The 13,637-nt window shown below is 65.3% G+C and carries 16 protein-coding genes; 10 read left to right on the plus strand and 6 right to left on the minus strand.

Annotated elements, in window-relative coordinates:
- The first annotated feature begins 29 nt into the window (after positions 1-29).
- The 6 genes from urtB to N5D48_RS07405 all read left to right on the plus strand — a co-directional run bounded on the left by urtB (position 30) and on the right by N5D48_RS07405 (position 5,371).
- Positions 30-1,517 (plus strand): urea ABC transporter permease subunit UrtB, encoded by a 1,488-nt coding sequence (gene urtB / locus N5D48_RS07380; protein ID WP_279882701.1) that lies wholly within the window; start codon positions 30-32, stop codon positions 1,515-1,517.
- Positions 1,517-2,596 (plus strand): urea ABC transporter permease subunit UrtC, encoded by a 1,080-nt coding sequence (gene urtC / locus N5D48_RS07385; protein ID WP_279882703.1) that lies wholly within the window; start codon positions 1,517-1,519, stop codon positions 2,594-2,596. The genes urtB and urtC overlap by 1 nt, the downstream gene beginning before the upstream one ends.
- Positions 2,593-3,450 carry an urea ABC transporter ATP-binding protein UrtD gene (gene urtD, locus N5D48_RS07390; RefSeq protein WP_279882705.1) on the plus strand — a complete coding sequence of 286 codons (858 nt, stop codon included), beginning with the start codon at positions 2,593-2,595 and terminating at the stop codon, positions 3,448-3,450. The genes urtC and urtD overlap by 4 nt, the downstream gene beginning before the upstream one ends.
- Positions 3,451-3,577: 127 nt before the next feature.
- Positions 3,578-4,276: an urea ABC transporter ATP-binding subunit UrtE gene (urtE, locus tag N5D48_RS07395; RefSeq protein WP_050707108.1), complete on the plus strand. Its 699-nt coding sequence runs from the start codon at positions 3,578-3,580 to the stop codon at positions 4,274-4,276.
- A gap of 31 nt (positions 4,277-4,307) precedes the next feature.
- On the plus strand, positions 4,308-4,832 hold the full coding sequence (locus N5D48_RS07400; RefSeq protein ID WP_279882707.1) for a GNAT family N-acetyltransferase: 525 nt from the start codon (positions 4,308-4,310) through the stop codon (positions 4,830-4,832).
- 5 nt (positions 4,833-4,837) lie between these two features.
- Positions 4,838-5,371 carry a GNAT family N-acetyltransferase gene (locus N5D48_RS07405; RefSeq protein WP_279882709.1) on the plus strand — a complete coding sequence of 178 codons (534 nt, stop codon included), beginning with the start codon at positions 4,838-4,840 and terminating at the stop codon, positions 5,369-5,371.
- Between the two features lie 130 nt (positions 5,372-5,501).
- Here the strand turns inward: N5D48_RS07405 and N5D48_RS07410 are convergent, their stop codons facing one another.
- Both N5D48_RS07410 and cbpA read right to left on the minus strand, forming a co-directional pair.
- A complete protein-coding gene (locus N5D48_RS07410; RefSeq protein ID WP_011535907.1) occupies positions 5,502-5,807 on the minus strand; it encodes a chaperone modulator CbpM in 306 nt (101 codons plus the stop codon).
- A 2-nt stretch (positions 5,808-5,809) separates the two neighbouring features.
- Positions 5,810-6,766, minus strand: a complete 957-nt coding sequence (gene cbpA, locus N5D48_RS07415; RefSeq protein ID WP_279882711.1) for a curved DNA-binding protein — start codon at positions 6,764-6,766, stop codon at positions 5,810-5,812.
- A gap of 163 nt (positions 6,767-6,929) precedes the next feature.
- Between cbpA and N5D48_RS07420 the strand changes: the two genes are divergently transcribed.
- On the plus strand, positions 6,930-8,195 hold the full coding sequence (locus N5D48_RS07420; protein ID WP_279882713.1) for an Hsp70 family protein: 1,266 nt from the start codon (positions 6,930-6,932) through the stop codon (positions 8,193-8,195).
- A gap of 109 nt (positions 8,196-8,304) precedes the next feature.
- On the opposite strand, the gene N5D48_RS07425 is transcribed toward N5D48_RS07420, so the two are convergent.
- The 3 genes from N5D48_RS07425 to N5D48_RS07435 all read right to left on the minus strand — a co-directional run bounded on the left by N5D48_RS07425 (position 8,305) and on the right by N5D48_RS07435 (position 10,519).
- Complete coding sequence (locus N5D48_RS07425) at positions 8,305-9,312, minus strand: hypothetical protein (RefSeq protein ID WP_279882715.1); 1,008 nt, start codon at positions 9,310-9,312, stop codon at positions 8,305-8,307.
- A gap of 70 nt (positions 9,313-9,382) precedes the next feature.
- Positions 9,383-9,667: a PsiF family protein gene (locus tag N5D48_RS07430; RefSeq protein WP_279882717.1), complete on the minus strand. Its 285-nt coding sequence runs from the start codon at positions 9,665-9,667 to the stop codon at positions 9,383-9,385.
- Between the two features lie 63 nt (positions 9,668-9,730).
- Positions 9,731-10,519, minus strand: coding sequence for a helix-turn-helix transcriptional regulator (locus N5D48_RS07435; RefSeq protein ID WP_279882719.1), 789 nt, complete (start codon positions 10,517-10,519; stop codon positions 9,731-9,733).
- Positions 10,520-10,721: 202 nt separating this feature from the next.
- Between N5D48_RS07435 and N5D48_RS07440 the strand changes: the two genes are divergently transcribed.
- Positions 10,722-11,594, plus strand: a complete 873-nt coding sequence (locus tag N5D48_RS07440; RefSeq protein ID WP_279882721.1) for a DMT family transporter — start codon at positions 10,722-10,724, stop codon at positions 11,592-11,594.
- A 117-nt stretch (positions 11,595-11,711) separates the two neighbouring features.
- Here N5D48_RS07440 and N5D48_RS07445 read toward each other — a convergent pair whose 3' ends face one another.
- Positions 11,712-12,602 (minus strand): triacylglycerol lipase, encoded by an 891-nt coding sequence (locus N5D48_RS07445; protein WP_279882723.1) that lies wholly within the window; start codon positions 12,600-12,602, stop codon positions 11,712-11,714.
- Positions 12,603-12,726: 124 nt separating this feature from the next.
- Between N5D48_RS07445 and osmE the strand changes: the two genes are divergently transcribed.
- Together osmE and N5D48_RS07455 are read left to right on the plus strand one after the other, a co-directional pair.
- On the plus strand, positions 12,727-13,068 hold the full coding sequence (gene osmE / locus N5D48_RS07450) for an osmotically-inducible lipoprotein OsmE (RefSeq protein WP_279882725.1): 342 nt from the start codon (positions 12,727-12,729) through the stop codon (positions 13,066-13,068).
- A 26-nt stretch (positions 13,069-13,094) separates the two neighbouring features.
- A complete protein-coding gene (locus tag N5D48_RS07455) occupies positions 13,095-13,622 on the plus strand; it encodes a ferritin-like domain-containing protein (RefSeq protein ID WP_279882727.1) in 528 nt (175 codons plus the stop codon).
- Positions 13,623-13,637: the final 15 nt, after the last annotated feature.

Below are 13,637 nucleotides of genomic sequence, written 5' to 3' on the forward strand. Positions count from 1 at the left end.
TCCACCGCCGATTTTCCAGGACTGCCCTTATGCTCAGACTCCTGCTCACACTATTGTTGCTTCTACCCCTGGCCACCCAAGCCAGCGAGGGCGAATTCTTCCTTACCGCCAAGCCCGCCGAACAGGCCAACATGCTCGAAACCTGGGCCGCGCAACCCGATGCCGCCCGCCTGCCGCTGCTGGAAAACCTGCGCCAAGGCCGCATCGCCGACAACGATATACGCAAGCTACGCCTGAACAACCGCCTGCGCGGCCTGATCGACAACGCCCTGGCCAGCCATCAGCTGTTCAGCGACCAAGCCAGCATCCGCCTGGCCGCCGCCCAACAACTGCAAAAAACCGCGCAACCGGCGCAGATGGCCTTCCTCGACCGCCGCTTCGCCAGCGAACCCGACGCCGCCGTGCACGCCGCCCTCGGCCTGGCCCTGGCCAACCTGCAACTGGGCGCCAGCGAGCCCGCGGTACGCCTGGCCGCCGTGCGCCTGCTCGGCGAAACCGGCGACCCGCTGGCCCGCACCCGCCTCGAAGCGCTACTACAACCCGACGCCGAAACCGACGCCGCCGTGCGCACCGCCGCTGAAACCAGCCTGGCCCAGGTACAGCGCAAGCTGCTGGTCGGCGAACTGCTCGGCCAGGCCTTCAGCGGCCTGTCACTGGGCTCGATCCTGCTGCTGGCGGCGCTGGGCCTGGCAATCACCTTCGGCCTGCTCGGGGTGATCAACATGGCCCACGGCGAGATGCTGATGCTCGGCGCCTACAGCACCTATATGGTCCAGGTGCTGCTGCAACGTTATGCCCCCGGCGCCATCGAGTTCTATCCGTTGATCGCCCTGCCGGTGGCCTTCGCCGTCAGCGCCGGGGTCGGCATGGCCCTGGAGCGCACGGTGATCCGCCACTTGTATGGCCGGCCACTGGAAACCCTGCTGGCTACCTGGGGCATCAGCTTGATCCTGATCCAGGCCGTGCGCCTGATCTTCGGCGCGCAGAACGTCGAGGTGAGCAACCCGGCCTGGCTGTCCGGTGGCATCCAGGTACTGCCCAACCTGGTGCTCCCATACAACCGCCTGGTGATCATCGGCTTCGCCCTGGCGGTGGTGCTGCTCACCTGGCTGCTACTCAACCGCACCCGGCTGGGCCTGAACGTGCGCGCCGTCACCCAGAACCGCAACATGGCGGCCTGCTGCGGGGTGTCGACCGGCCGCGTCGACATGCTCGCCTTCGGCCTCGGCTCCGGTATCGCCGGGCTCGGCGGCGTGGCCCTGAGCCAGGTCGGCAACGTGGGGCCGGACCTGGGTCAGAGCTACATCATCGACTCGTTCCTGGTGGTGGTGCTCGGCGGCGTCGGCCAGTTGGCCGGCAGCCTGTGGGCAGCGTTCGGGCTAGGTATCGCCAACAAACTGCTGGAGCCGCAGATCGGTGCGGTGCTGGGCAAGATCCTCATCCTTGCGCTGATCATTCTGTTCATCCAGAAGCGCCCGCAAGGCCTGTTCGCCCTCAAGGGACGGGTAATCGACTGATGAACCAGCCATTGATTGTCACTGCCTCGCGCAAGGTCGGCACCCGGGTTTCAATGGCCGTCGGCGCCGTTGTCGTCCTGGTGCTGCTGGCCCTGCCGCTGCTGTCGCTGCTGCCCGACGGGCACGCCTTGCAGGTCTCGGCCTATACCCTGACCCTGGTCGGCAAGATCCTCTGCTACGCCATCGTCGCCCTGGCACTGGACCTGGTGTGGGGCTACGCAGGGTTACTGTCTTTGGGCCACGGCCTGTTCTTCGCCCTGGGCGGCTATGCCATGGGCATGTACCTGATGCGCCAGGCGGCGGGCGACGGCCTGCCGGGGTTCATGACCTTCCTGTCGTGGAGCGAGCTGCCCTGGTACTGGGCCGGCACCCAGCATTTCGCCTGGGCGCTGTGCCTGGTGGTGCTGGCGCCGGGGCTGCTGGCCCTGGTGTTCGGCTTCTTCGCCTTCCGCTCGCGGATCAAGGGTGTGTACTTCTCGATCATGACCCAGGCCCTGACCTTCGCCGGCATGCTGCTGTTCTTCCGCAACGAGACTGGCTTTGGCGGCAACAACGGTTTCACCAGTTTTCGCACCATCCTCGGCTTCGACATCGCCTCCCAAGGCACCCGGGCCGTGCTGTTCCTGCTCACCGTGGGCCTGCTGCTGGGTAGCCTGTTCCTGTGCTGGCGCCTGACCCAGAGCAAGTTCGGGCGCCTGCTCACTGCCGTGCGTGACGCCGAGAATCGCCTGATGTTCTGCGGCTACGACCCGCGCGGCTTCAAGCTGCTGGTGTGGGTGCTCAGCGCCGTGCTGTGCGGCCTGGCCGGGGCGCTGTACGTGCCGCAGGTGGGCATCATCAACCCCAGCGAGATGTCGCCGACCAACTCCATCGAAGCCGCCGTGTGGGTGGCGCTCGGCGGGCGCGGCACGCTGATCGGGCCGCTGCTTGGCGCAGGCGTCGTCAATGGCATGAAGAGCTGGTTCACCGTGGCGTTCCCCGAGTTCTGGCTGTTCTTCCTCGGCGCGCTGTTCATCCTCGTCACCCTGTACCTGCCCAAGGGCGTGGTCGGCCTTGTGAAGAAAAGGAGCCAGCCATGAGAAGCGTGCCCCCGGTGCATCCGGAATTCATGCTGGAACCGATCTTCGACCAGATCGGCAGCGGTCGCGAGGCCATCGGCCTCGGTCGGCGCCGCGAGGCTGGGCTCGACACCCGCCACGGCACGGTGCTGAGCCTGGAGGGCATCAGCGTCAGCTTCGATGGCTTCAAGGCGCTCAACGACCTGAACCTGTACATCGGCGTCGGCGAGTTGCGCTGCATCATCGGCCCCAACGGCGCCGGCAAGACCACGATGATGGACGTGATCACTGGCAAGACCCGCCCCGATACAGGTACCGCGTTTTTCGGCGACACCCTCGACCTGACACGCATGAGCGAGTACCAGATCGCTCAGGCCGGCATCGGCCGCAAGTTCCAGAAGCCCACGGTGTTCGAGGCGCTGACGGTGTTCGAAAACCTGGAGCTGGCGCTCAAGGCCGACAAGTCGGTGTGGGCAAGCCTGGTGGCGCGGTTGTCCGGCGAGCAGCGCCAGCGCATCGAGGAGGTGCTGGCCACCCTGCGCCTGCTGCCCCTGGCACAGCGCCAGGCGGGGTTGCTGTCCCATGGGCAGAAGCAGTTCCTGGAGATCGGCATGTTGCTGGTGCAGGAGCCGAGGTTGTTGCTGCTCGACGAGCCGGTGGCGGGGATGACCGATGCCGAGACCGAGTTCACCGCCGAGCTGTTCCGCTCTTTGGCAGGCAGGCATTCGCTGATGGTGGTGGAGCATGACATGGGCTTCGTCGGCAGCATTGCCGACCATGTGACGGTGCTGCACCAGGGGAGTGTGCTGGCGGAAGGATCGCTGGCGCAGGTGCAGGAGGATGAGCGGGTGGTCGAGGTGTACCTCGGGCGGTAGGGCAATGCGGGCAACGTGGGAGCGGGCTTGCCCCGCGATTGCGTCCGCCCGGCCAACATCATTCCCTGGCCTGACGCTATCGCGGGGCAAGCCCGCTCCCACGAATTGAACGACTCAAGGGCAGAACATGCTGAAAATCGACACCCTGCACCAATACTACGGCGGCAGCCACATCCTGCGCGGCCTGTCCTTCGAGGCCAAGGTCGGCGAGGTCACCTGCCTGCTGGGCCGCAACGGCGTGGGCAAGACCACCTTGCTGCGCTGCCTGATGGGCCTGCTGCCGGCCCGCGAGGGCCGCGTGGAATGGGAAGGCAAGCCCATCACCACGCTCAAGCCCCAGCAACGGGTCCACGCCGGCATCGCCTACGTGCCCCAGGGCCGCGAGATCTTCCCGCGCCTGACCGTCGAGGAAAACCTGCTGATGGGCCTGTCGCGCTTCCCCGCCCGCGAGGCACGGGAAGTGCCGGCCTTCATCTACGAACTGTTCCCGGTGCTGGAGCAGATGAAGCAACGCCGTGGCGGCGACCTCTCCGGTGGCCAGCAGCAACAGCTGGCCATCGGCCGCGCCCTGGCCAGCCGCCCGCGCCTGCTGATCCTCGACGAACCCACCGAAGGCATCCAGCCGTCGGTGATCAAGGAGATCGGCGCGGTGATCCGCAAGCTGGCCGACCGGGGCGACATGGCCATCCTGCTGGTGGAGCAGTTCTACGACTTCGCCGAGGAGCTGGCCGACCAGTACCTGGTCATGGCCCGCGGCGAGATCGTCCAGCGCGGCCGGGGTGAAAACATGCAGGCCGAAGGTGTGCGCGGCCTGGTTACCATTTAATCTGCAACCACTTCCCTTGCGAGACGCTGTCATGAGTTACCAGATCCGCGACGCCCTGATCGACGACGTGCCGGGCATCCTCGACATCTACAACGACGCCGTGGCCAATACCACGGCGATCTGGAACGAAACCCCGGTGGACCTGGGCAACCGCCTGGCCTGGTTCGAGGCCCGCGCGCAGCAGGGCTATCCGATCCTGGTGGCGGTGGACGACAGCGGCGTGCTGGGCTATGCCTCATTTGGTGACTGGCGGCCGTTCGAAGGTTTCCGACATACCGTCGAGCATTCGGTGTACGTGCGTGGCGACCAGCGCGGCAAGGGCCTGGGCCCTGTGTTGATGGCCGCGCTGATCGAGCAGGCGCGTCTTTGCGACAAGCATGTGATGGTCGCCGCCATCGAGAGCGGCAATGCCGCGTCGATTCGCCTGCACGAACGCCTGGGTTTCAGCATCACCGGGCAGATGCCGCAGGTGGGGGTGAAGTTCGGGCGCTGGCTGGACCTGACCTTCATGCAGCTTTACCTGGATGACAACACCCTTCCCCCTTCAAGGACCTGAAGCCCATGAACACCGCCCAGTTGCACCGCGTCACCCACGAAGGCCTGGCGTACTACCGCGACGGGCTGGTGGCCCTTTTGCTCGATGCGGTGCGCCAGGGCGCGTCGGTGGGGTTTCTGGCCGATATCGACGAGCAGCAGGCCAAGGCCTACTTTGATGATCTGAAGGCAAAGCTGGCCGGTGGCGAGCAACTGCTCTGGGTCATTGCCCAGGGGCAGGAGGTGCTGGGTAGCGTGCAACTGGGCTTGTGCCTGAAACCCAATGGTTTGAACCGGGCCGAGGTGCAGAAGCTGCTGGTGCACAGCGATGCTCGGCGGCGTGGGCTGGGGCAGCAGTTGATGAACGCGCTGGAGGCCGAGGCGCGGCGGATCGGGCGGGGGATGCTTTTTCTCGATACCGAGGCGGGGTCCGGGGCGGAGGCGTTCTATCGGGCGCAGGGGTACAACAAGGCGGGGGAGATTCCGGATTATGCCTGCGGGCCTGAAGGCGTGTACCGGGCAACAGTGCTGTACTTCAAAGTCATCGCGAAAGTCTCGTGAACTTGGGGGCGCTTTGCGCCCCTATCGCGACACAAGGCCGCTCCTACAGGCGACCGCGATCTCCTGTAGGAGCGGCCTTGTGTCGCGATAGGGCTGCGCAGCAGCCCCAGGATTTCACAGGTCATACCCATCACATCTGGGTAAACCTGCCCAACCGCTGCTTCAACATGCTGTTCTCACTGCGCAGCTGCTGCACCTCTTCCAACAGTTCCAACGCCAGCGCCACCCCTTCCCACTCCAGTTCCAGCTCCTGATGCAGCTTCACCGCGCGCTTCAACGTCACCGGCGCGCGGTCGTCGAACACCCACTCCTCGGGCGTTCGCCCCGACGGTTCGACAATGCCGTGTTCGACGATCTCGATCACCCAGTCGGCCGACACATCAGCCTCTTGGCACAGGGTACGCATGTCCAGTTGAACGATCAGGGTGCTGCTCATGATCACTTACTCCATTGAGTCCTCGGGTTGAACGCGGCTTTCTCGGAGAGCTGGGTCCACAATGCGCGAGCTGCGTCGTCGGATTGGGCAGGCATCACCACCTTGAGCTGGGCGTACAGGTCGCCGCGCTCGCCCTGCTTGTTCAACAGGCCCATGCCCTTGACCCGCAGGCGCTGGCCGCTCTGGCTGTCGGGGCGGATGGTCAGGTTGATCTTGCCGGTCAGGGTCGGCACGGCCACCTTGGCGCCGAGCGCCGCTTCCCACGGTGCCAGGGGCACGGTGATGATCAGGTCATGGCCTTCGACATCGAACAGCGGGTGCGGTGCCATGCGGATGGTCAGGAACAGGTCGCCATTGGCGCCACCGCCCACGCCCGGCGCGCCCTGGCCCTTGAGGCGAATGCGCTCGCCGTCGGTCACCCCGGCGGGGATCTTCACGTTCAGAGTCTTGGTGGTAAACCCGGTGCGCTGCCCGGCACCGTTGGTCTGCGGCACCTGGAAGCTGATCTGCTTGGATTCCTTGTTGAGGGTTTCCTCGAGGAAGACCGCCAGTTCCAGTTCCACGTCCTGCCCTCGCCTGCCAGCGCTGTGTTGTTGCCGGCCACCGCCACCGAAGGGATTGCCGCCCCGGGCGCCGAAGATCGAGCTGAAGAAATCGGAAAAGTCGCCGCCCTCGAAGCCACCGCCGCCACCGCCGCGGGACTCCCAGCCAGGCGGCGCCTGGAAGGGCCGGCCATGCTGGCCACCGTACTTGCGGATCTCGTCGTACTCGGCGCGTTTTTCCTTGTCGCCCAGCACTTCGTAGGCCTCGTTGGCCTCCTTGAATTTGTCCTCGGCGTCGCGCTCCTTGCTGACGTCGGGGTGATACTTGCGCGCGAGCTTGCGGTACGCGGCCTTGATCGCCTTCTCGTCCGCGCTCGCCTCGACGCCGAGTATCTTGTAGTAGTCTTTGAAGTCCATCTGGGGGTCACCGATGTGAATGTACGTATTGCTACTGAAGATTGGGGTCAAGCATAGCCTTTCAAGGTTCATCCGGGGATGCGCTATCGCAGACGACCGGTCTTGATTTAGCCGCAGACTGGCATAAACTGCGCGGCCGTTTTGCCTCCGGAAGCACTCCCCCATGTCTGACGTATCCCCGGCCCGCGCCCTCGGCATCGACTTCGGCACCTCCAACTCCACGGTCGGCTGGCACCGCCCGGGCGTCGAATCGCTGATCGCCCTGGAAGACGGCAAGATCACCCTGCCGTCGGTGGTCTTCTTCAACATCGAGGAGCGTCGCCCGGTGTATGGCCGCCTGGCCCTGCACGAGTACCTGGAGGGCTACGAAGGCCGCCTGATGCGCTCGCTCAAGAGCCTGCTGGGCTCCAAGCTGATCAAGCACGACACCAGCGTGCTGGGCAGCGCCCTGCCGTTCAAGGACCTGCTGGGCATGTTCATCGGCGAGCTGAAGAAGCGTGCCGAGGCCGACGCGGGCCGTGAGTTCGACCAGGTGGTGCTGGGCCGCCCGGTGTTCTTCGTCGACGAAGATCCGGCCGCCGACCAGGAGGCCGAGGACACCCTGGCGGAGGTTGCGCGCAAGATCGGCTTCAAGGACGTGTCGTTCCAGTACGAACCGATCGCCGCTGCGTTCGACTACGAGTCGGGCATCAGCCGTGAAGAGCTGGTACTGATCGTCGATATCGGCGGTGGTACCTCGGACTTTACCCTGATCCGCCTGTCGCCGGAGCGCCACCTGGTGGCCGAGCGCCAGGACGACATCCTTGCCACCGGCGGCGTGCACATCGGCGGTACCGACTTCGACAAGCAGCTGAGCCTGCAGGGCGTGATGCCGCTGTTCGGCTACGGCAGCCGGATGAAGAGCGGCGCGCTGATGCCCACCAGCTACCACCTCAACCTGGCCACCTGGCACACCATCAACGCGCTGTACGCGCAGAAGTCGCAGCTGGCCCTGGGCAGCATGCGCTACGACATCGAGGACACGCTGGGCATCGACCGACTGTTCAAGCTGATCGAGCAGCGCGCCGGGCACTGGCTGGCGATGGAGGTGGAGGCCAGCAAAATCGAGCTGACCGAGCGCGACAGCCGTAGCATCGACTTTGGCCGTATCGAGCCGGAGCTGTCGGCGGAGCTGACCCGGGCGCTGTTCGAGGAGGCCATCGATGGGCTGCTGGAGCGGGTGCGTGGCAGCGTGAGCGAGTTGCTGGCCAAGGCGGGCGTGAGCGAGGGGCAGGTGGACACAGTGTTCTTCACCGGCGGTTCCAGCGGCATCCCGGCGCTGCGCAACAGCGTGGCGGCGATGCTGCCCAATGCGCGGCATGTGGAAGGCAACATCTTCGGCAGCATCGGCAGCGGGCTGGCGATCGAGGCGCGCAAGCGTTACGGCTGAAGAGCAGCTACAAGCTACAAGCTACAAGCTACAAGCGATCTGAGGGTTGCCTAGGATCCGCTTTTCCTTGCAGCTTGCAGCTTGCAGCTTGCAGCTTGCAGCTTGCCACTCAAACCAACTCCGCCCGCTTCAACTCACTCTTCAGGTAGGCGTAATAGATCGGCCCCGCCACCACCCCCGGCAGCCCGAACGCCGCCTCGAACACCAGCATCGCCAGCAACAGCTCCCAGGCCTTGGCACTGATCTGCCCACCAACGATCCGCGCGTTGAGGAAATACTCGACCTTGTGGATCACGATCAGGTACCCCAGCGCCGCCGCCGCCACCCAGATCGACAGCGACAAGCCGACGATGGTGATCAGGGTGTTGGACATCAGGTTGCCGATCACCGGCAGCAGCCCAAGCAGGAAGGTCAGCACGATCAGCGTCTTGGTCAGCGGCAGGTGCACGCCGAACAGCGGCAGCACCACCGCCAGGAAGATCCCAGTGAACACCGTGTTGAGCAGGGAGATCTTGATCTGCGCGAAAACGATGTTGCGAAACGCCTGCACCAGCAGGCTCAGGCGCTCGAACAGCGCCGCCGCCAGGGGCTTGCGCCGGGACAGGTCGGGCAGACGCTGCAGGGCGACGATGGCACCGAGGATCATGCCGATCAGCAGGGTCACGAACATGTGCGCCATGCCCTTGCCCACCAGTTGCAGGTCGCTCAGGTGGCTCTTGATCCAGTCGCCGATGGCCACCTTGAACTCCGCCGCGCTGGCCGGCAGGTAGCCTTCGATGAACGGCGGCAGCTGACCACGGGCGCGCTCGACCAGGCCCATGAACTTGTCCAGCGAGGCGCCGGGGTTCTCGGCCTCGTGCAACAGGAAGCTGAAGGCACCAGCGATCAGCAACGTCAGCGTGCTCACCACCAGCGTGCCGAGCAGCGCCACCGCCAGCCAGCGCGCGCGCTGCCCGGCGATCAGCGGCTGCAACCTGGGGGTGAGCATGTTGACCAATTCGTAGACCAGCAGGCCGGCCAGCAGGCTCGGCAGCAGCTTCAACGGCAGCGCCAGCAACAGGCCCGCCATGACGATGATCCAGCTGGCCAGGGTGACCTGGCGGGGAGTGAAAGTCATACAGCCTCAACGGCAGACAGCGGAAAGTCCCGCAGTCTGCCAGCGTTCACGACAGAGGCATAGGCACAGGTCATTTCTTCTTCAGGCAGTCGCTCATGAAGCTCTTGCGTTCGTCACCCTTGAGCGCCTTGGTGGTGGCGTCGGCGTTGCAGGTCTTCATCTTCTCCTGCTGGGTCTGCGGCACGTCCTTCTTCAGGCAGGTGCTCATGAACGCCTTGCGCTCATCGCCCTTGAGCGCCTTGGCAGTGGCGTCGGCGTTGCAGGTCTTCATCTTTTCCTGTTGCGCGGTGGCGGCGAATCCTTGCCCTGCGATCAACATGCCCAACACCAGCAGGGGTACGTGCAGCAGCTTCATGGAGTGGTCTCCTTGTCCGCGCGCCGGATGCGCGCTCGTCGTGCAGAGTGTAGACAAGTTTTCTTACATCTCCGTGCGCGCCCGCCGCCGGTACTGTTCCGGCGTGCACTGGGCCTGGCGCTGGAACATGGCGATGAAGGCCGACGCGCTGCTGTAGCCGAGATCGAAGGCAATCGCCTGGATCGACGAGCCTGCTTCGAGCGCCTCGATCGCCCGCAGAAAACGCAGGCGCAGGCGCCATTCGCCGAAGCTCATGCCCAGCTCGCGCAGGAACTGCCGGGCCAGGGTGCGCTCGCTGACATGCACCTGCGCCGCCCAATGGGCGAGCGGCTGGTTGTCGCCCGGCTCGGCGTGCAGGGCCTCGAGCACCTGGCGCAGGCCGTCGCTACGAGCGAACGGCAGGTAGCAGGTCTGGGCCGGCGCCAGGTGCAGCTGGTCGACCAGTACTTGGACCAGGCGCTGGTCGCGCTCGTCCTGGGCGATGTGCAGGTCACGGCGGGCGAAGTCGCCGAGGATCGCCTTGAGGATGTCGCTGATCACCAGGCTGCAGGGCTGCGCGGGCAGTTCGGCGCACAGGCCGCGCTCCAGGTAGACCGAACGGTAGATGATGGCCTGGGGGTTGTAGCAGCCGTGCTCGGTGTCCGGCGGCACCCAGACGGCGTAGTGCGGCGGCGAGATGAAGCGCTGGCCCTCGACGTCCAGGTGCATCAGGCCATGGGAGGCGTAGTTGAGTTGGCCCCAGGGGTGGCGGTGCGGCGGGCTGTGGGTATCGGCGCCGAATTCGTCGTAGCGGAAGTAGACCGGCGCGGGGAGTTGGTCGAATTGGGGGATGTCGAGGTATTTGCGGGCCATGCTGTCTGCTTCACGGGACGGGTTGTCTGGATGGGAGTATAGGCATTTTAACAGACAAGCGATAATGGCAGGCATCACACCCTCCCTGTGGGAGCGGGCTTGCCCCGCGATGGCGACCGACCAGGCAACGATGTCGGCCCGACTGACGCCATCGCGGGGCAAGCCCGCTCCCACAGCGTTTCACTGTTATCCGAGATACCTCATGAACTACCTCTTCCCCCTTATCGCCATCCTCATCTGGGCCGGCAACACCGTGGTCACCAAGATGTCCGCCGGGGCCATCTTCCCCGCCGAGATCGGCTTCTACCGCTGGCTGCTGGCCGGCCTGCTGTTCACCCCCTTCCTGCTGCCGCAGGTCTGGCGCAACCGCGCGGCCATCCGCCCGCACCTGGGCAAGATCTTCGTGCTGGGCGTGCTGGGCATGGCCATCTACCAAAGCCTGGCGTACTTCGCCGCGGCCATCACCAGCGCCACCAACATGGGCATCATCCTCTCGCTGATGCCGCTGATGTCGCTGGCCCTGTCCATCGCCTGGCTCGGCCAGCGCCTGAGCTATGGCGCGCTGCTGGGCGCGCTGGTGTCGTTCTTCGGCGTGCTGGAGGTGGTCTCGGCCGGGCAACCCGGCGTGCTGCTGCACCAGGGACTGAACAGTGGCGACCTGATGATGCTGGTGGCCACGCTCGCCTATGCGCTGTACAGCTTCCTGCTGAAAAAATGGCAGCTGCGCCTGCCACCGCTGCAGCTGCTGTACCTGCAGGTGCTGGTGGCGATCCTGGTGTTGCTGCCGCTGTTCCTGCTGTCGCCCAAGACCGGCCTGAACGGTCACAACATCGGCCTGGTGCTGTATGCCGGCCTGCTGGCCTCGATGGTCGCGCCGCGGGTGTGGATGCAGGCGGTGCATCGCCTGGGGCCTAGCCGGACCACGCTGTTCTTCAACCTGCTGCCGGTGGTCACGGCGGTGATTGCTGCGGTGGTGCTGGATGAGCAACTGGCCAGTTATCACCTGGTCGGCGGTGTGCTGACACTGGTTGGCGTGCTGCTGGCCGAGCGTTGGACCACTCCGGTACGGCGTTAGCACTCGGGGAGCGCTGCGCGCTCCTTTCGCGACGCAAGGCCGCTCCTACAGACGAACGCCATCCCCTGTAGGAGCGGCCTTGTGTCGCGAAAGGGCTGCGAAGCAGCCCCGGGCTTCTCACAACCCCGCAGCCTTGAGCCGTGCGGCATGCTCGGTAAACAGCCGCACCGGCTCGGCCCCCTTGCCTACCGCGCCCAGCGACTGGTTGACGATATCCAGGTGATCGAGCGGATAGTCATCACCGATCACCTGCCCAAGGTGCGAACTGAACCGCCCGACCATGCCGTCGCATTGCCCCTTCTCCCTGACGAAACTACGGGCGAACAGCCGGCAAAATCGGTTGCTGCCGTCAAAACGGTTCAGGCCCTGGTCGGTACGCCCCGGCTGCAAGGTGCCGGACCAGGAGTAGTAGCGCACCCCGTTCACTTGCGCCGCCCCCTCGCCACCCCAGACCTCGGGCAGCCCCTGTGGATAAGCCTGGTTGAACAGCGCTACCCCGGCGCTGGTCAGCGACTGGTGCGAGGCGTGCACATCGATCGGCAGAGGATCCCGGCGCCAGCCGGTCTCCAGCCAACCCAGCAATACCGCGAAGCCATACAGTACGGCCTTGAGAATCCGCCCCCGGGCTGAGTCGCCCGGTGCCGTGCGTTCGAGATGGTCAGCCAGTTCCGAACCATGATTGGGGCCGGCCACCGACGTCACCGAAGCCACCCGATCAGGCCGCTTCGCCGCCGCATAGCGGGCACTGAGGGCGCCCTGGCTATGGCCGATCAGGTTGACCTTGTCGGCCCCTGTGCGCTGGCAGATGTCCTCGATGATGCCCAGCAACTGCTCGCCCCGCACCTCGCTGGAATGCAGCGGCGACACCTGCACCGGGAACACCTGCGCGCCGCCCCGGCGCAATGCCGGAACGATGCCGAACCAGTAGGGATACACCAGCGCCCGCACGAACCCGAGCATGCCCGGCACCAGCACCAGTGGATAGTGCGTGGCCAGCTCCTGACTCATCACCCTTGCCCTCATCCATGAACAGACCGGTCCACCCTACAGCGCGAACGAAGACAAGCGCAATCGAACTCCCGGCGCGCGCTGCGGTTCCAAGCAGAACAGACCCTGAGCAAGGAGCGGGACCATGTACAAGCGAACCCTGGCCATCCTTCTGGCAACCGCCACCCTCGCAGCCTGCGGCAGTCGCCCGGAAAACCCGGTGGACTACGTCACCTACCGCGACGAGCCGCTGGTCAAGCAGGTGGAGCATGGCATGACCATGCAGAAGGTCATCGCCATCGGCGGTCGCCCATCGAATGCCATCGACCTGCCCCACGGCGGCACCTGCAACGACTACATCCTCAACCGCGATGGCCACCAGCAGCCCTACTACGTGCGCTTCGACGCCACCGGCCACGTCGACGCCAAGGGCTTCAAGACCTGCAAGCAGCGCCAGGAAGACAGTGATGCCGTACCCGGCGCATGACCACCCTGACCGTTACGGAGATGAACATGAGCGTTGAACTGACCGATGTGCAGACCCTGCGCGAACGTGCCCGCCAGCATGTCGAGCAAGGCGCGGTGACCGAGGGCTACCAGGCCGACCGCGAGAAAATCCTGCGCCTGCTCAACGAGTCGCTGGCCACCGAGCTGGTCTGCGTCCTGCGCTACAAGCGTCACTACTTCATGGCCAGCGGCATCAAGGCCAGCGTCGCCGCCGCCGAGTTCCTCGAGCACGCCACCCAGGAAGCCGAGCATGCCGACAGGCTGGCCGAGCGCATCGTGCAGCTGGGCGGCGAGCCCGATTTCGACCCGGACAACCTGACAAAAAATTCCCACGCCCAGTACGTGGCGGGCAGTTCGTTGAAGGAGATGGTGCTGGAGGACCTAGTGGCCGAGCGCATCGCCATCGACAGCTACCGCGAGATCATCCAGTACATCGGCGACAAGGATCCGACCACCCGGCGCATCTTCGAGGACATCCTGGCGCAGGAGGAAGAGCACGCGGACGATATGTCCGACCTGTTGCAGGGGCTATGACCACCAAGCCTCATG

It is taken from the genome of Pseudomonas sp. GD03858 (genome assembly GCF_029840925.1).
Taxonomy (GTDB): Bacteria; Pseudomonadota; Gammaproteobacteria; order Pseudomonadales; family Pseudomonadaceae; genus Aquipseudomonas.